This window comes from Acetobacter oryzoeni (assembly GCF_004014775.2).
Taxonomy (GTDB): Bacteria; Pseudomonadota; Alphaproteobacteria; order Acetobacterales; family Acetobacteraceae; genus Acetobacter; species Acetobacter oryzoeni.
In genome coordinates this window covers 273,718-289,310 of record NZ_CP042808.1, presented here as the reverse complement: position 1 = coordinate 289,310, position 15,593 = coordinate 273,718, and the positions used below count along the sequence as shown (strand labels likewise).

Genomic DNA, 15,593 nt, shown 5'->3' with positions numbered 1-15,593 from the left:
TCTGCAGGCTTAGGCGATCCGCAACGGTATAAGCGGGTTGCCTTTGCTGCCTGCTGGCTCCATCTTGCGGCTGACTCGTTTAACGCCTGCAAAATTTAGGGAGCACCATTATGGCCGGCAGAGGCGGAATTATTCTGCATACTGAAGAAGATTTTAAAATGTTGCGTGCTGCCGGCCGTCTGGCAGCTTCTACGCTGGATATGATTACCCCTTACGTCAAACCCGGTGTTACCACAGGGGAACTTGATCGTATTATTCATGACTACACGCTGGCGCATGATGCCGTGCCCGGCCCGCTGAATTATCGCGGTTACCCCAAATCCTGCTGCATTTCCGTTAACCATGTTGTGTGCCACGGCATTCCCGGTGATCGCGTTCTGCAGGAAGGGGATATCGTGAATATTGACGTTACCCCCAAGCTGAACGGTTGGTTTGGTGATAGCAGCCGTATGTACACGGTGGGCAAAGTATCCATCAAAGCGGCCAAGCTGATTACAGCAACCTATGAAAGCATGATGCGCGGGATTGAGGCCGTACGCCCTGGCGCCACGCTGGGTGATATTGGCTACGCTATCCAGAGCTATGCAGAAAAACACCGCTATTCCATTGTAGAAGACTTCTGCGGTCACGGCATTGGCCAGACCTTTCATACCGAACCCAACATTCTGCACTATGGCCGCCCCGGCGAAGGCATGAAGCTAAAGGCAGGCATGGTGTTTACCATTGAACCCATGCTGAACATTGGCAAAGCAGATGTAAAAATTCTGGAAGATGGGTGGACGGCAGTAACGCGTGACCGCTCCCTTTCCGCCCAGTTTGAGCACATGCTGGCCGTAACCGAAAAAGGTTATGAAATTTTCACGCTTTCTCCTGCTGGCTACACCTGCCCACCCTACCCTGTAAAAGGATAAGCCCCCATGCCTGCTCCCATACAGCGCTTCTCCCTCCCCTCCCGTTTGGTGGCGATGGCAGTGCTTTGTATGGGAGTGGGGGCCACCACCATCCAGCCGGTATGGGCAGCGGCCCCCGTGGCATCTGCGCCAGACCCGCTGGCATTCAGCACAACACAGCCTGATCACCTCCCACCTTTAGCACCCACGCGTGGGGCGCATGGCATGGCCGTTTCTGCCCAGCGCCTTGCATCTGAAGCCGGAGCGCACATTCTGGCCCAAGGCGGCAACGCAGCAGATGCCGCCGTGGCCATGGGTTATGCATTGGCTGTTGTTTACCCTGCCGCGGGCAATCTGGGCGGTGGTGGCTTTATGCTGCTGCGCCCACCGGGCAAACAGCAAAGTGTTTTTCTGGATTTTCGGGAAAAAGCTCCTGCTGCGGCCACCCCCACCATGTTTTTGGATGAACACGGCAATGTGCTGCCCGATCAATCTGTAACCGGCTGGAAGGCTGTTGCCATTCCCGGCACTGTGGCTGGGCTGGAGGAAGTGCATAAACGCTGGGGCAAATTGCCGCGTCAGGCTGTGCTAGCCCCAGCCATTCGGCTAGCGCGTGAAGGCTTTGTGCTGGAAACCGGAGATGTGGCGTTACTGAACACCTCGACCGAGGCTTTTCGTAAAGACTCCTATGCACGGGCTATTTTCCTGCGCCCCGATGGCTCCCCCCTGCAGGTGGGAGATAAACTGGTGCAAAAAGACCTTGCTCGCTCGTTGGAACAGATTGCCCGCCACGGTGCAGATGCTTTTTACAAAGGCCCCATTGCCCACGCCATTGTAGATGCCTCTCGCAAAAATGGTGGCATCCTCACCCTTTCAGATTTTGCGCGTTACGCACCGCGCGAACTTTCTCCGCTAACGTGTCATTATCGCGGGCTGGAAGTGGAAACTGCACCGCCCCCAAGTGCCGGTGGCGTTGCCTTGTGTGAAATGCTGAACATTCTGGGTGGCTACAACATGCAAACCCTTGGTTTGCACACAGCCCCAGCTTTGCAGCGCGAAATAGAAGCCATGCGCCACGCTTATTCTGACAGGCGTGATCTGGGTGATCCGGCTTTTGTGCCCAACCCCAGCCAGCATTTGCTAGACACAACTTACGCAGCCGAAATACGGGCGCACATTCCCACAGATCACGCTGTGCCTTCTACATCCCTGAAAGCCGGGGATGCTTCTGCCGAAAAACCTGAAACCACGCAGTTTTCTGTGATGGACAAAAATGGCTTTGCCATTTCCACCACATACACACTGAACGGATGGTTTGGGGCCAAGGTGATGGGGGGCAATACCGGCATTTTCATGAATGATGAGATGGATGATTTTTCCATCAAACCCGGCGCGCCCAATATGTTTGGTATTCCCGGCAGCACAGCCAATGCCATTGCTCCGGGTAAAACGCCTCTTTCTTCCATGACACCCACCATTCTCTCCCGCAATGGCAAGCCCATTATGGTGATAGGCAGCCCCGGTGGCTCGCGCATTCCCACCATTGTGCTGTCTGTTATTCTGGGTGTTGTGGATTACGGATTAGACATCCAGCAGGCCATTGATCTGCCGCGCCTGCATGAACAGTGGATGCCTGATGCAGTGGAAATAGAATCCGGCGCAGTTTCCTCATCTGTAGAACAGACACTGGAGCATGAGGGCTACCATTTTGCCCCTCATGCGCCGTGGGGCATACCGGAGGGCATTCTGACAGGCGGCCCACGCTTAACAGACCAAACCACAGGTGCTCCTCCTTATTTTGGAGGGTATGACAGGCGCCACCCCGGGGGTGCCGCTATAGGTGAGTAAGCCTATAGCCGGTCCAACTTGTGGGTGGTTCCTTTAGGGTCTTTCACCTGCTTGGGGCCTTGCACATACTCAGGCCCCAACGGCACCTTGCCGTAGCCCCCGGGAATATCCAGCACATAGAGCGGCCACGCCAAACCGGTTACGCGCCCGCGCAAACCTGCCAGCAAGCGCTGCCCTTCCTCTACCGGCACATGAAAATGCGCTGTGCCGGGGGCCGGGTCCAGCTGGTGCAAATAATACGGGCGCATACGGGTTTCCACCATGGCGCGGAACAGATCTTCCAGCGCCTGCTCGCTATCATTCACACCACGCAGCAAAACAGACTGCCCCAGTAGCGGAATACCCCTGCGCACAATGCGCTTAAGACATGCCCGTGCGGGTTCGGACATTTCCCGCGCGTGGTTGATGTGCACGGCCATCCACATAGCTTTATCTGTTTCCAGCGCATCCAGCAGGGCATCTGTTACACGCTCAGGGTCGGCCACGGGCACGCGGCTATGCACCCGAATGGTGGTGACATGCGGCATGGCTGAAAGCGCTGCCACAATATCCCCCAGCCGGCGCGGAGAGAGCATAAGTGGATCTCCCCCCGTCAGAATCACTTCGCGAATCTGCTCATGCGTGCGCAGCCACTCCAGCGCCTGTTCCAGTGCGGCATCATCCAACACACCGCCATCTGGCCCCACATGCTCGCGCCTAAAACAGAACCGACAATAAAGCGGGCAGATCAGCAAGGGCTTCAACAGCGCCCGATCTGCATAACGGTGCACAATGCCGGGAACAGGTGAAAGCGCGTTATCCCCAATAGGGTCAGAGCGTTCCTCTGGAGCAATCTCCAGTTCCTGCGCGGAGGGCACAACCTGCACACCTATCGGATCATCTGGCGCGGTGATTACATCCAGAAAAGCTGGTGGAATGGCCGTGGCATAATGCTGGGCAACAGCATCCAACATCTCGCGCTGTTTGGGGGGCACCAAACCGGCTGCTATCAGATCATCCGGGGTGCGCAATGTTTTGCGCCGCGAAAAAGAGGGCTTGACCGGGAAAGACATGTCACGCCTCTACTCCTCTCATGTCAGACTCTGCAACTGTTCAGCCTGATCCGGGTATGAAAGACCCCGATCATATTCTTGACCGGCTTCCTTTTCTGCTGCGCCGTAATCTGGTTTTGCGCGGGACACGTGCCTTTCTGGAAGCGCGTGGTTGTGTGGAAGTGGAAACGCCTTACGCCGTGCCTACACCGGGGGAGGAGGTACACCTCCAACCTTTTCATACAGTGCAGGAAGCACCTGATGGCGTGCAACAAAACCTGTTCCTGCACACCAGCCCGGAATTTGCCATGAAGCGTATTGTGGCGGCTACCGGATTGCCTGTTTTTCAGTTTGCGCGTGTCTGGCGAAATGGCGAGGGCAGCCACCTGCATGCTCCAGAATTTACCATGCTGGAATGGTATCAACCCAACATGACGCTGGATGGGCTGATGGATGAAACCGAAGCCCTTTTGCAAGCCGTATTGCCGCCGATTCTCCACCATTCTGGCCATAGCCTGAACATATCCGGCCCGTTTGAGCGGCTGACCATGCAAGAAGCCTTCCATCGCCATGCCGGTATCGACCTTCTGCCAACAGAAGGAAATGCGCAGGCTTTGGCAAAAGCAGCGGGCTGCACTTTGCGTGATGGTGAAACGTGGGAGGACCTGTTCTTCCGCCTGCTGATGGAGCGCATAGAACCCGCTATTGGCCGCACACGCCCAACTTTTCTAACCCACTGGCCCGCCAGCCAAGCCGCACTGGCGCGCAAAAGCCCGCAAGACCCCCGTGTGGCTCTACGGTTTGAACTTTATGCCGCAGGCATGGAGTTAGCGAACGCTTTTGAAGAACTGACAGACGCCACAGAACAACGCTCCCGTTTTGAGGCCGACCGCCACCAGCGCAAAACCCTCTACCCCGACCGGCCCGAATGGCCCGTAGATGAAAAACTGCTCAGCGCCCTGCCCCATATGCCCACCTGTTCTGGCATTGCATTGGGGTTTGATAGGTTAGTTATGCTGGCTTGCGGCACAACACGTATACAGAACGTCTTGTGGATAAACGGTTAGTCTGCAACATTTGGCGCAACCATAATATGCTGTTCAACATTCATCCGTATGATGCCCGGTTACAAAACTGCCGGCGGGAGCCAGAGCTGCCATGATGCATAAAAGATTTATCCTGCTGCTGGGCGCTCTGGCCCTAACGGGTTGCCAAGTTCCCAGTAAAAAGGAACGGCGCCAGCTTGATTCCATGATCGGCAAACAAACAACCGATGTAGTGCGTACATTCGGCGTGCCTACGCGGCAATTTGTTTCTGGCAACCACACCTTTCTGGCCTATATCAACCAGCAAACCGATTACACCATGCCCATGAGCGGATGGGGATGGGATGGCGGCTGGGGCGGCTGGGGCGGATATGGCCCTGGCTGGGGTATGGGCGGCTGGGATGGCGGTTGGGGCGGCATGGGCGGTGGCATGGGCACAGCCTATACCTACACCTGCCAAACCACGTTTGAACTGGTAAACGGTATTGTAACAGCCTGGACAATGCGAGGAGACGGGTGCTGAGTATGCCCGGTGCAGTCTTCTACTTCATGAAGCCAGACTTTTTTCAGCGGCATGATCTTTTAGGAGACATCCATGCACCTTAAGCGTGTTCTGTACAGAACAGCCTTTAACCCACGTGCGCTTGCACCCGCTGCCATAGGCATTGCAGCCTTGGCCCTTGCCGGTTGCACACAAAGCCGCGCACGGCAGGATACGTATAAGGTTGCCAATTCAACCTGTTCGTACATGATGCCAACAGTTTCGGGCACACGTACCTACATGCCTGCCCAACAAACCCAGCAACTGGGAAGAGAGCCAAAAAGCGCTCCCGACAGTCAGATTGCTTACCCCAACCCAGAAACTCCGGCTTTTTGTGACCGCCCCTTGTCGGACACCCTCCCAAGTTCTTTGGAAATGGCAGATTATACTCATCTGCTGAATACAACAGGCCTGCTTGCCACCTTGCAGCGCAGTGGACCGTTTACAGTTTTCGGTATCCCCAATTCTGCGCTGGAAACCTATGATGCCCAGACAGGCAACAAGCTGACAAACCCGGACAATACGGCAGTTATCAAGGAAATTCTGTCCTATACCATTGTCAAAGGGCGTTGGCCGCTGGCCAAAATCAAGCAGGCTGCTCTGGCCTCGCCCACTCAATCTGTCGGACTACCAACCCTGAATGGCCAGTTGCTTTCAGCGTGGGTGGATGGGCCTTCTGGCCAAGTGGTTATAGGCAACGGGCAAGGCATGACATCCCACCTATGGGTTACGGGCATTCCGCAATCTAACGGTGTGCTGTACTTCACGCAGGATCTTGTTCTTCCACCTGTTGCGCAACAAAATGCAGGTGCCAGCACATCTGCTTCTGCGGTCTCTGTAGCTCCAGCCAACCCACTGCCCACAGCACAGGCACAGGCACAGGCACAGGCACAGGCACAGGCACAGGCACAGGCACAGGCACAGGCACAGGCCAGCACGATTGCCGCGCGCACGCAACCGGCTACAGCCTCCTACTCCTCTCGCAAGGAAAACCTGACAACGCCGCCTGTTTTACAGCTGCCCTGAAAACAGTTTGAGAACACGCAAAAAGCCCCTGCCAGTGTAAATACTGGCAGGGGCTTTTTTACAGATGGAGCAGACAGAAGGCCTGCTAACATCATCGCAGAATTAAAGGGCAGACTGCGCCTTATCCAGCACCATGCTGCACAGCTTGGTTTTGAGTTCACCCTTAAGGTTCGCCAAGGAGAACATCTGGTTATTGCCGGTCTGCAACAGGCCGCGCTGGCCAGCTTCATATGCGCTGGAAGATGTCACACCCGGCTGCTGTGTCAGGCTACCCAGAACGGATTGCGCTGTAGAAGAGCTCTGCTGGAGCACATTGTTCTGCACGCAGTAACCAAGAATACCGGCCAGGTTGCCCGTGCTGGCAGAAGAAAGGCTTGGCAACATGCTGGATGCCATGCTTGCACCCTGGCTTTCCACACCGCTTTCAGCACCAGACAGAGCACTTTTGCCGATAGAGCCCAGTCCACCACCAAAACCCTGTGCATGCACAGCCGGAGCAGCCACAACACCAGCAGCCATAGCCAGCATCAGGAATGTTTTTTTATTCAGCATGGAAAATATCCAGTTCTCGATAATCGTGCCGCTTCCTTCATCCGCAGATCAGCATGATCTGTTTGATCAGAAAGCGCGTTCTGATACTTAGCATTGCCCGCAAACATGGCAAAAAACCGTATCAAACCCGACAAAAATCAGCCCTGCCACGCATCTGGCTGCTGCCACCACTGTTTGGAGGGCATAACAAAATCTGCCCCGCTGGCATTTAACACCGCCAGATCAGCCGGTGTTTGCGCCTGCGCCACCACGGGCAGTTCCATCATTAAAGACCACCAGCGTGTAAGAGCAGAAACAGTTTCAAGCGATGCCCCATCTTCTGCGCCAAAGCAGATGTAATCTGCGCCATCTTCACCAGCGCACATGGCGGCATCACGGCTTTCCCCTACAGCCACACCAAGCTGGAGGTCCGGCCCAATAATACGCCGCACATCTTTTACAGAAGCCGCTGTATATGACGCAGACAGGTGCACGCCATCGCACCCGGTTTCCTGCGCAAGAGTGGGAGCGTTTTCCAGCATCAGGGCGATATCACGCGCCTGAATAACCGGCTTAAGAAGCAGCACGGCCTGCCGGGCTGTAGAGGCAGGCATATCCGCCAGCCGCAGCAACAAAGCTGCGGGCTGATGGTGGGCCAAACCTGCCTCAAGGACAGGTAAAAAAGCCTGCGCATCAGACACAGCAGGCGTGACAAGATAAAGATCAGACATAGCGCTCCTTATCTCATGCCCGCTGCGCAGATACTACGGCTGTTTTAGCCTTTGAAAATGGTGGTGATTTTGTCCAGCAGAGCCAGAGCTTCTGCCTTCGGACGCTGGAACACGTTACGGCCGATAATGGAACCGAAGCCGCCACCATCCTGAATACCCTGAATGGTCTGCAGCAGTTCATCCGTGCTGGTATGCGCACCACCAGAGAAGATCACGATACGGCGGCCAGCAAAGCAGGACTGCACCACATGCTGCACGCGGGCAGCCAGAGTGGCAACGTCAATCTTGTTCTGCTCATACACGGGCTTGTTGGCATCCAACGCCACCACATCCGTCGGCGGCTTTACCTTGATGATATGCGCGCCCGTCAGCGCAGCCATATGTGCGGCATAAGCGCATACATCCACTGCGGTTTCAGCCTTTTTGTCCAGCACGGGGCCACGTGGGTAGCTCCATACAATAACGGCCAGACCGGCAGCTTTGGCTTCTGCTGCCAGTTCACGCAGCTCTTCCATCTGCTCGAAGCAGTACTCGGAACCCGGATAGATGGTGAAACCAATACCGGAGCAGCCCAGACGCAGCGCATCAGACACTGTGCCCGTTACAGCCTGATCTTTTTCTGTCGCAAGGCTGTTGGAACTGTTGCACTTCAGAATCAGCGGAATTTCGCCAGCATATGTTGCTGCGCCGCATTCCAGCATGCCCAGAGGGGCTGCATAGCCGCTCAGGCCAGCTTCAATAGCCAGTTCAAAGTGATAATGCGGATCATACGCTGCCGGATTGGCTGCAAAGGAACGGGCCGGGCCATGCTCAAACCCCTGATCAACCGGCAGAATCACCAGCTTACCCGTGCCACCCAGCTTACCTGCGTTAAGCAGCCGCGCCAGATTCATCTTGGTGCCGGGATTATCGCTCTCGTACTGGTCGAGAATAGCCTTAACCTTGGGGGTAAGTGTCATGGGTAACAATCCTTTTTTTGCCTTGTGTCCGGCAGTTTATTTTCCGGATCTGAGGATTGGCAATAACCGTCGGTGAAATACCCGACAAGAGAAGACGTGTGACATAATAACGGTATAAGGTGAAATGATGGCGGCCGAGCACTCAACAGCATGCCAGATTCCTGCAAATAAACCGCTTTTACCGCCTTAAACTGGGCTGTAGGAGCCTGCAACACAGCATGTTTTTGCCCCATGCGTACAGCCCCCAATGCATAAGCTGCGCTGCCACCGCAATCCAGCGCATGCCAAAATGCACAGCCTACCGAATCCTCCAGCGCCGCAATAAGGGCCAACCACCACCCTGCCCCCATAAACCCAGCCGCACCTGGGGCAGAAAGAAAACCAAAACGCGCGCTTGTGCCGTCTATCATGCTCTCCACTTCACGCGCAGCCCGACAGGCAGCCATGCCAGATTCGTATCCATCAATCGTAAACAGCCTGTCTGGCTGCAATTTTGGCAAGAAAAGTGAAGCGTTTTTGGTTAGCATGCTTGACGCCATCGCGTTTGCGGGTGATTCCTGAGCGCAGTTGACAAAAACAAGAATGCAGGATCAAGCCGTGGAGCCGTCTTTGCCCCAGACTGACGAACACGCTGGTAAACAGCACCCGGCCACGCAGCCGCTGGCTGGGCAAGACCCCATAGCCCGGCTGGATCGTGCCTTGCAACGCATTTCCTTTGCTGTTGAAAAAGGGCTGCAACAGCAAACCCGTACAGGTGCAGAAAAGCAGGAACTGGTGGCCAATGTAGATGCCCTTCTCTCCCGCGTGCGTGATGCGCTGGAACGGGCAGACAAGCCATCTCCCCTTACGTTTTACAACCCGGCAGAACACGAACAGGGAAACTGATAGAGCATGGCACTTGTTTCGGTTCGGATTAACGGTCACAGCTATACGGTAGGGTGCGATAACGGGCAGGAACGCCACGTTCAGGCCATGGCCCAGCAGGTAGAACGCCGCGTGCAGCGTGTGCGGGACATGGGCTTTAGCGGAGATGCCCGGGTGCTGGTGCTGGCCGCCCTTTTAATGGCAGATGAAATACAGGATCTTTCTGGCAGCCGCGTGCCAGATGCCACCATACAGGCTGCAAAAGATGCCGAACGCCTGCGGGCAGAACAGGCTTTGACCACCAGCCGTTTGGCAGATTTGGCCGAACGTGCGGAATCTCTTGCAGCGGAGCTTGAGCGCGCCTACATAGATGGGGCGGGGCTGCCCAACGCGTGAGGCAAGTCATCCCCTGGGCCGATAAGCACTTCCTAGGGAGCTGGCTCTGTTGTGGCCCTGGTCACATTACCCGGCGCCCACCTGCACTCGCAGGTCCTGGAGGTTGAAAGACCCACGGTTCATGGTGGCTCCGCACATTTCTTCCCCTCAAGGTGATTCGCCTGCTGTTGCCGCGCGCAAAAAAGAATTGCGCCAGCACTGCATGGCCACGCTAAAGGCGCGTGATGAGGCGCTGGACAGCGGTATTCTCACCCATTTGCATACAATGCTGTACCCGCAGTTGCCTGCCGTTGTGGCTGGCGTGTGGCCACTGCCGCATGAAGTAAACTTATGCCCACTGTGCCACATATTGGTGGATGCAGGTGCAACCATGGTGCTGCCTGAAACACCCCCACGTGGGCAGCCGCTTATTTTTCGGCGCTGGACACCCGATACCCCCATGATGCAAGGCCGTTTTGGCACAGAATTTCCCGCAGGGCCTGTGCTGCAACCCGCCATCATATTGGTGCCTTTGCTGGGGTTTGACCGCACAGGCAACCGGCTAGGATATGGCGGCGGATATTATGATCGCACTCTGGCCGCCCTGCCCGATGCGCTCAGCATTGGATACGCACCCTCCTGCCAAGAATTAGACAGTCTGCCTACTGGCCCGTATGACAGGCCACTTTCCTGTATTGTGACTGAAAAGGAGATTCTCCGTTTTGACTAACTGCAAGCACAGGAAACCTTTGGCGTGAGACTCCTTTTTCTGGGTGATATTGTTGGCCGCACAGGCCGTGAAGCCGTTTTAAGCCGCCTGCCCGCTCTGCGTGAAAAACTGGCGCTGGATCTGGTTGTGGTAAATGCCGAAAACGCTAGCCATGGCTTTGGCCTTTCCCCCGCTATTGCCACCTCTCTGCTGCAAGGTGGTGTGGATGTGCTCACCCTGGGCAACCATGCGTGGGATAGGCGCGATCTGATCGGGCATATTACCTCCGAACCCCGCATTGTGCGCCCACTCAACTATCCCCCCGGCACGCCCGGCCAAGGGAGCGTGGTGGTAGAACTGGCAGATGGCCGCAAAGTCCTTGTGGTCAACGTTATGGGCCGTTTGTTTATGGACCCGTTGGATGACCCATTCCGGTGCATGAATGAACTGTTAAACAAGCATCGCCTTGGCGCCACCATACAGGCGGCCATTGTGGATGTGCATGCAGAAGCCACGAGCGAAAAGTGGGCTATGGGCCATATGCTGGATGGCCGCGTTTCTTTGGTTGTGGGCACGCATACGCATACCCCTACGGCAGACCATCGGATTCTGGCAGGTGGCACTGCGTTCCAGACAGATGCAGGCATGTGCGGAGATTACGACAGCGTTATTGGCATGACCAAGGAACCTGCAGTTACACGCTTTGTGCGTAAGATGCCGGGCGAACGCCTGCAACCCGCTGAAGGTGAAGCCACAATATGCGGAATTATGGTGGAAACAGAAGATGCCACCGGCCTTGCCCGCCGTGTGGCTCCCCTGCGCCAAGGTGGCCTGCTGGCCCAGACGCTGCCTGATTTTTAAATCAGGCTTGGCATTTGTGGCGCTGTTTTAGGCTGACTGATCTTTCAAGGCAGCTACAGCTTGCTGTGTGGCAATGGTAAGGGACTGGGGCAGCGCATCTAACGCAAACCATTCCAGCCCATCATGCTTATGTGGCTCGCAGATATGGGGCTGTCCGGTGTACTGCCGCACCTTGTAAACTGGGGCAACCCAATGCGCGCCTGCTGCCGGATCAATCTGATCCACCACGCAAAGCAACGCACCCAACTGCACGGCTAAGCCGGTTTCTTCCTGCACTTCGCGGATAACGGCAGCCGGTACGGTTTCAAACGGATCCACCTTCCCGCCCGGTAAGCCCCAGCACCCTGCTTCTGGCTGTTTAAGGCGGCGTATCAGCAGAATGTGGCCAGCATCATTCAGAATAGCTGCGCCACATCCTACTGCTGGTAAAGTCGGCTGCGCGCTCACCACACCAACCTTTTAATAGCGGCAACTGGCGCCAAACCTGCGGCTTTGGCTTCTTCTTTTGCCAACTGGATATCATCCCCGATCATTTCCTGATGGATACCACCCAGAATCCACAACCCGGCCACACCTACAGCAGAAGCACCGCGCATATCGGTGGCCAGTGCATCGCCAATGGCCAGAATACGCTGGCGCGGCACATTCAGCATCTCAAAAACAGGTTCGTACACACGGGGGTATGGCTTGCCAATCCAGCTTACCTTACCGCCCTGCTCTGCATAAAAGGCGGCAAGTGCACCGGCGCAAATCTGCCGTTTGCCGCCTTTTACCACCACCATATCCGGGTTGGCGCATACCATTGGCAGGCCACGTTCCAAACAAGCGCGCAGTTCTGGCAGATATGGATCTAGTGAGCCTACGCCGCGTTCGGCATCTGGCCCGGTGTTCATGATAAAATCGGCATCGGCAGGCTGCGCCACGCGCTGCACATCCAAGCCATCATACAGGCCCAGATCATGCGTGCCACCAATATGCAGCACTTTTGGGCCCAGATTGGCAAACCAAGGGTCTGTTCGCGCTTTTAACAAGCGGCGCGTTTCTTCACCGCTTGTCATCACACCATCATGCAGTTCACGAGAAATGCCAAAGGCTTCAAGCTGCGCGCACACCACATCTGCCGGACGAGGCGCATTGGAAAGCATGACAATTTTTTTGCCAGATGCACGCAGGGCCTGCAAACAGTCCACAGCACCGGGATACGGCTGCACACCGTCATGCACCGTGCCCCATAGATCTATAATGTAGCCATCATACTGATCTGCCAGCGCAGCAAGGCCTGTAATCTGCTGCATATCTTCTACAGTTTGTTGCGCTGTCATAGATCCTTACCCCGAATATCATCCAGCGTTTCAATGCCCTGCGCGCGCATGATCTGCTGCATTTCACGCTTTAGCCGTCCAACCAATGCGGGGCCTTCATAGGCAAATGCGGTGTAAACCTGCACCAAATCCGCCCCAAGTCGGATTCGGGTCAGAATGTCTTCACCGCTTTCAATGCCACCACAGGCCACCAATGCCAGACGGCCAGCCGCAGCCTGCGCAACCAGACGCAACATTTCCGTTGCACGTGGTTTGAGCGGACGGCCAGAAAGCCCTCCGGCTTCTGTGCGATACGGACTTTGCAGGGAATCGGGGCGGGCCAGTGTGGTGTTGGTAACAATCAGCCCCTGTGCGCCGCCGGCTACGGCTGCTTCTACAATCGGGCCGATGGCATCATCTTCCAGATCCGGTGCCAGCTTAATCAGCAACGGCGGCCGTTCTGCATGGCGGGCAGAAATGGCATCCAGAATCCCACGCAAGCGGGCGGCATCCTGCAAACCGCGCAGGCCCGGCGTGTTGGGGGAAGAGACATTGAGCACAATGTAATTAACGTACGGCTTAACGCGGGCCACCAGTTCTGGATAATCACGCTCCGGGTCTGCACCGGTTTTGTTAATGCCAATATTTGCACCTACAGGCACCCCGGCCCCACCACCACGGCCTGATGGCAATGGGCGAGACAGACGTGCCAGACGTACGGCAAACTTGTTGATACCCTGATTGTTAAAGCCCATGCGGTTAATAACCGCCCGATCTTCCGTAAGGCGGAAAAGCCGGGGCTTGGGGTTGCCAGCCTGCGGGCGTGGCGTAACGGTTCCGGCTTCTACAAACCCGAATCCCAATTGCGCCAAGGGGCGCAGAACGCGGGCGTTCTTATCAAACCCGGCGGCAATGCCGATGGGGTTGGAAAACCGCATGCCCAGCGTGCGCGTGGCAAGGGCGGGATCATCCTTGGGCCGCTTTATGGGCACGGATACGCCCAGTGTCAGGGCATCCAAAGCCAGTTCATGGGCCTGTTCCGGATCTAACCGGCGCAGGAACGGAAGAGAGAGTGAGGCAAGCACAGACATGCCTTGTGTACTGCCCCAAGCCCCGCCTCAAGAAAAGCAGAAAAAACAGAGCCACCACACAAGCGTGAGAAAAGTTGATGCATTTTTATCTTGATAATGAGAATTATTCTCATCTAAAGAGAGTTATCGCACACGCCACACAAAGGATGAAGGCCTCTGCCTTCAGGAATGCGCCATGACACGTTCACCTGTTTACCTGACGGATCTTGCCTGCAGCGAACGGCTGACACTTTGGACCATTCGCCGCCTTGCAGGAATACAAACAACTCCGCGCACGCCCACAACCGGGCCATCGGGCGGCCTGTTTCTACCCTGCTTCAGGCAGGAGTTTCTGGCTGTTGCACAAACCTTTCATGATGCGCTGACAGATATGGCCGCGCTGGAAATGCCTGCGCTGGATATCCGGGTTGGCTGTGCTCTTTCTGTTACCAGCACAGAGTATCGTCTTTTATTGGCAACAGAAGCCGCGCAGAATGAGCGCAATACAGATATGGACGCCCTGCTTAAGCCGCTGGTACCTTTTGCTGGCCTGCGTGCACGCCTTGCTTCTGCCATTACAACGTTGGGGGCTTGCCTTGCCGGGGCGGGGTACTGGCTTTCTCATAGTTCCAGCCGTGTTGTGCCCACCAAGGTATCGGAACGCCCCTCTGCTTATGGGGCTTACCCGGCCACGGCAGCACTTTCTCTTGCACGCTGGCATGATCTGGATATGCAACCCAGACAAATGGTGGCGCACTGGCAGGAACGGGCCACCTCAAAATACCAGCACTCGCAAGGGTTTCCGGTATCTTGATCAGGATAATAATTTTTTCTAAGGGAAAACGTGACACTGAATCTCAGGAAGCGTTTTTCCCTTACGTGTAAGGTGAGACCTTCTGCGCCGTTTTCTTGAAAGTTCTGTGGCAAGGCAGGTCTCTTTTGTTCGCGCTTCCCCAAGCAAGAACACAGATAGAAGCCATGAAAGATCTGCCATCTTCCCAGCCCAATAAGCGCCCATTCCTCATCCGGATCGGAAAAACCCTGCGTCCGGTTTTTAACAAGCTCATTGCACGGGATTCTCTCATTCCCAATACGCCGGTTCTGAATCCGGACATTTTTCCATGGACCCAGATTCTACAGCGTTACTGGCAGGATATTGCCCGCGAATTTCATACCCTAAATGCTGCTGGAACAGCTATTCCGCCGTTACGGGCTCTTTCTCCTGATCACACCCGCATTGCCCCGGATACACGGTGGAAATCCTTTTTTCTGTACGGCTATGGCGTGAAAGTTCCGGAAAACTGCGCGCGTATGCCCAAAACAGCAGAACTGATTTCTCGTATTCCAGATTTGAATTCCGCCTTTTTCTCGGTGCTGGAACCCGGTGCCGTTATTCCCCCACATTATGGCGTAACCAAAGGGTTGATAACCTGCCATTTGGGAATTTCCGTACCCCGCAATGCCAATGACTGCTGGATTCGTGTCGCAGGCCAAAAACTGGTGTGGCACAACGGGCAGTGCCTGCTGTTTGATGATACGTACCAGCATGATGTGCACAACAACACATCAGACACACGCATCGTGCTGTTGATGCAAATCCGCCGCCCTACCAAAGGCATCGGCAAAATTGTGCAAAACCTCTTTTTAAACGGTATCCGCCATTCTGCTTTTGTTAAGGATGCCCAGCACAACATTGCCCAATGGAACCAACTTCAGGGCACAATGAAAGCCGCCTGATGTTTCAATTTGCAAACTCGGTTGGTAGGATTTTCAGCCGAGTTTGTTGTCTATTTGTTCCCTTTTGTGTGGT

At 55.5% G+C, this 15,593-nt stretch carries 18 protein-coding genes, 1 other RNA gene and 1 pseudogene; 12 read left to right on the top strand and 8 right to left on the bottom strand.

All coding sequences use genetic code 11. The features are described 5' to 3' along the window. The first annotated feature begins 110 nt into the window (after window positions 1-110). Window positions 111-911, top strand: a complete 801-nt coding sequence (gene map / locus EOV40_RS01415) for a type I methionyl aminopeptidase (RefSeq protein WP_050819107.1) — start codon at window positions 111-113, stop codon at window positions 909-911. A gap of 6 nt (window positions 912-917) precedes the next feature. Continuing rightward, a complete protein-coding gene (ggt, locus tag EOV40_RS01410) occupies window positions 918-2,738 on the top strand; it encodes a gamma-glutamyltransferase (RefSeq protein ID WP_128104833.1) in 1,821 nt (606 codons plus the stop codon). Between the two features lie 2 nt (window positions 2,739-2,740). Here ggt and EOV40_RS01405 read toward each other — a convergent pair whose 3' ends face one another. Continuing rightward, window positions 2,741-3,790 carry a lysine-2,3-aminomutase-like protein gene (locus EOV40_RS01405; protein WP_128104832.1) on the bottom strand — a complete coding sequence of 350 codons (1,050 nt, stop codon included), beginning with the start codon at window positions 3,788-3,790 and terminating at the stop codon, window positions 2,741-2,743. A gap of 20 nt (window positions 3,791-3,810) precedes the next feature. Here EOV40_RS01405 and epmA point away from each other — a divergent pair, with 20 nt between their 5' ends. From epmA to EOV40_RS01390, 3 genes are all read left to right on the top strand, one after another. Further along, the gene (epmA, locus tag EOV40_RS01400; RefSeq protein WP_128104831.1) at window positions 3,811-4,836 is read left to right on the top strand and encodes an EF-P lysine aminoacylase EpmA; all 1,026 of its coding nucleotides are present in this window, start codon (window positions 3,811-3,813) and stop codon (window positions 4,834-4,836) included. Between the two features lie 91 nt (window positions 4,837-4,927). Next, a complete protein-coding gene (locus EOV40_RS01395; protein ID WP_006116827.1) occupies window positions 4,928-5,338 on the top strand; it encodes a hypothetical protein in 411 nt (136 codons plus the stop codon). A gap of 72 nt (window positions 5,339-5,410) precedes the next feature. Continuing rightward, window positions 5,411-6,382 carry a fasciclin domain-containing protein gene (locus EOV40_RS01390; RefSeq protein WP_244296965.1) on the top strand — a complete coding sequence of 324 codons (972 nt, stop codon included), beginning with the start codon at window positions 5,411-5,413 and terminating at the stop codon, window positions 6,380-6,382. 102 nt (window positions 6,383-6,484) lie between these two features. Here the strand turns inward: EOV40_RS01390 and EOV40_RS01385 are convergent, their stop codons facing one another. The 4 genes from EOV40_RS01385 to EOV40_RS01370 form a co-directional block, all read right to left on the bottom strand. After that, the gene (locus EOV40_RS01385) at window positions 6,485-6,910 is read right to left on the bottom strand and encodes a DUF2501 domain-containing protein (RefSeq protein WP_196332629.1); all 426 of its coding nucleotides are present in this window, start codon (window positions 6,908-6,910) and stop codon (window positions 6,485-6,487) included. 161 nt (window positions 6,911-7,071) lie between these two features. Further along, entirely contained in the window at window positions 7,072-7,644 is a 573-nt protein-coding gene (locus tag EOV40_RS01380) for a thiamine phosphate synthase (protein ID WP_128104830.1), read from the bottom strand. Window positions 7,645-7,688: 44 nt separating this feature from the next. Continuing rightward, window positions 7,689-8,603: a class I fructose-bisphosphate aldolase gene (locus EOV40_RS01375; RefSeq protein ID WP_050819101.1), complete on the bottom strand. Its 915-nt coding sequence runs from the start codon at window positions 8,601-8,603 to the stop codon at window positions 7,689-7,691. Further along, a complete protein-coding gene (locus EOV40_RS01370) occupies window positions 8,600-9,130 on the bottom strand; it encodes a hypothetical protein (protein ID WP_128104829.1) in 531 nt (176 codons plus the stop codon). The genes EOV40_RS01375 and EOV40_RS01370 overlap by 4 nt, the downstream gene beginning before the upstream one ends. 55 nt (window positions 9,131-9,185) lie before the next feature. On the opposite strand from EOV40_RS01370, the gene EOV40_RS01365 reads away from it, so the two are divergent. The 5 genes and pseudogenes from EOV40_RS01365 to EOV40_RS01345 all read left to right on the top strand — a co-directional run bounded on the left by EOV40_RS01365 (window position 9,186) and on the right by EOV40_RS01345 (window position 11,412). Further along, complete coding sequence (locus tag EOV40_RS01365) at window positions 9,186-9,488, top strand: hypothetical protein (RefSeq protein ID WP_050819099.1); 303 nt, start codon at window positions 9,186-9,188, stop codon at window positions 9,486-9,488. Window positions 9,489-9,494: 6 nt separating this feature from the next. After that, window positions 9,495-9,821: pseudogene (locus EOV40_RS01360) on the top strand (cell division protein ZapA); the annotation flags it as partial. A 21-nt stretch (window positions 9,822-9,842) separates the two neighbouring features. Next, window positions 9,843-9,998: non-coding RNA, 6S RNA (gene ssrS / locus EOV40_RS01355), on the top strand. After that, window positions 9,985-10,572, top strand: coding sequence for a 5-formyltetrahydrofolate cyclo-ligase (locus tag EOV40_RS01350; RefSeq protein WP_128104828.1), 588 nt, complete (start codon window positions 9,985-9,987; stop codon window positions 10,570-10,572). Before ssrS ends, EOV40_RS01350 begins: the two co-directional genes overlap by 14 nt. Window positions 10,573-10,596: 24 nt before the next feature. Further along, window positions 10,597-11,412: a TIGR00282 family metallophosphoesterase gene (locus tag EOV40_RS01345; RefSeq protein ID WP_128104827.1), complete on the top strand. Its 816-nt coding sequence runs from the start codon at window positions 10,597-10,599 to the stop codon at window positions 11,410-11,412. Window positions 11,413-11,439: 27 nt separating this feature from the next. Here EOV40_RS01345 and EOV40_RS01340 read toward each other — a convergent pair whose 3' ends face one another. The 3 genes from EOV40_RS01340 to EOV40_RS01330 are packed head-to-tail and all read right to left on the bottom strand — an operon-like array spanning window position 11,440 to window position 13,804. Then, window positions 11,440-11,862, bottom strand: a complete 423-nt coding sequence (locus EOV40_RS01340) for an NUDIX hydrolase (RefSeq protein ID WP_208729232.1) — start codon at window positions 11,860-11,862, stop codon at window positions 11,440-11,442. Next, window positions 11,856-12,734: a TIGR01459 family HAD-type hydrolase gene (locus EOV40_RS01335; RefSeq protein WP_128104825.1), complete on the bottom strand. Its 879-nt coding sequence runs from the start codon at window positions 12,732-12,734 to the stop codon at window positions 11,856-11,858. Before EOV40_RS01335 ends, EOV40_RS01340 begins: the two co-directional genes overlap by 7 nt. Then, window positions 12,731-13,804: a quinone-dependent dihydroorotate dehydrogenase gene (locus EOV40_RS01330; RefSeq protein ID WP_128104824.1), complete on the bottom strand. Its 1,074-nt coding sequence runs from the start codon at window positions 13,802-13,804 to the stop codon at window positions 12,731-12,733. The genes EOV40_RS01335 and EOV40_RS01330 overlap by 4 nt, the downstream gene beginning before the upstream one ends. A 175-nt stretch (window positions 13,805-13,979) precedes the next feature. Between EOV40_RS01330 and EOV40_RS01325 the strand changes: the two genes are divergently transcribed. Continuing rightward, the gene (locus EOV40_RS01325; protein WP_050819094.1) at window positions 13,980-14,597 is read left to right on the top strand and encodes a hypothetical protein; all 618 of its coding nucleotides are present in this window, start codon (window positions 13,980-13,982) and stop codon (window positions 14,595-14,597) included. A 164-nt stretch (window positions 14,598-14,761) separates the two neighbouring features. Next, entirely contained in the window at window positions 14,762-15,520 is a 759-nt protein-coding gene (locus EOV40_RS01320; protein ID WP_128104823.1) for an aspartyl/asparaginyl beta-hydroxylase domain-containing protein, read from the top strand. Window positions 15,521-15,593 lie beyond the last annotated feature (73 nt).

What these genes read in the sequence shown, in the direction of transcription:
- EOV40_RS01370 (WP_128104829.1), bottom strand. Translation starts at nt 9,130, where the DNA reads ATGCTAACCAAAAACGCTTCACTTTTCTTGCCAAAATTGCAGCCAGAC.
- EOV40_RS01350 (WP_128104828.1), top strand. Translation starts at nt 9,985, where the DNA reads ATGGTGGCTCCGCACATTTCTTCCCCTCAAGGTGATTCGCCTGCTGTT.
- EOV40_RS01395 (WP_006116827.1), top strand. Translation starts at nt 4,928, where the DNA reads ATGATGCATAAAAGATTTATCCTGCTGCTGGGCGCTCTGGCCCTAACG.
- epmA (WP_128104831.1), top strand. Translation starts at nt 3,811, where the DNA reads ATGTCAGACTCTGCAACTGTTCAGCCTGATCCGGGTATGAAAGACCCC.
- ggt (WP_128104833.1), top strand. Translation starts at nt 918, where the DNA reads ATGCCTGCTCCCATACAGCGCTTCTCCCTCCCCTCCCGTTTGGTGGCG.
- EOV40_RS01335 (WP_128104825.1), bottom strand. Translation starts at nt 12,734, where the DNA reads ATGACAGCGCAACAAACTGTAGAAGATATGCAGCAGATTACAGGCCTT.
- EOV40_RS01365 (WP_050819099.1), top strand. Translation starts at nt 9,186, where the DNA reads ATGCAGGATCAAGCCGTGGAGCCGTCTTTGCCCCAGACTGACGAACAC.
- EOV40_RS01385 (WP_196332629.1), bottom strand. Translation starts at nt 6,910, where the DNA reads ATGCTGGCTATGGCTGCTGGTGTTGTGGCTGCTCCGGCTGTGCATGCA.
- EOV40_RS01390 (WP_244296965.1), top strand. Translation starts at nt 5,411, where the DNA reads ATGCACCTTAAGCGTGTTCTGTACAGAACAGCCTTTAACCCACGTGCG.
- EOV40_RS01405 (WP_128104832.1), bottom strand. Translation starts at nt 3,790, where the DNA reads ATGTCTTTCCCGGTCAAGCCCTCTTTTTCGCGGCGCAAAACATTGCGC.
- EOV40_RS01325 (WP_050819094.1), top strand. Translation starts at nt 13,980, where the DNA reads ATGACACGTTCACCTGTTTACCTGACGGATCTTGCCTGCAGCGAACGG.
- EOV40_RS01380 (WP_128104830.1), bottom strand. Translation starts at nt 7,644, where the DNA reads ATGTCTGATCTTTATCTTGTCACGCCTGCTGTGTCTGATGCGCAGGCT.
- EOV40_RS01320 (WP_128104823.1), top strand. Translation starts at nt 14,762, where the DNA reads ATGAAAGATCTGCCATCTTCCCAGCCCAATAAGCGCCCATTCCTCATC.
- EOV40_RS01375 (WP_050819101.1), bottom strand. Translation starts at nt 8,603, where the DNA reads ATGACACTTACCCCCAAGGTTAAGGCTATTCTCGACCAGTACGAGAGC.
- EOV40_RS01330 (WP_128104824.1), bottom strand. Translation starts at nt 13,804, where the DNA reads ATGTCTGTGCTTGCCTCACTCTCTCTTCCGTTCCTGCGCCGGTTAGAT.
- map (WP_050819107.1), top strand. Translation starts at nt 111, where the DNA reads ATGGCCGGCAGAGGCGGAATTATTCTGCATACTGAAGAAGATTTTAAA.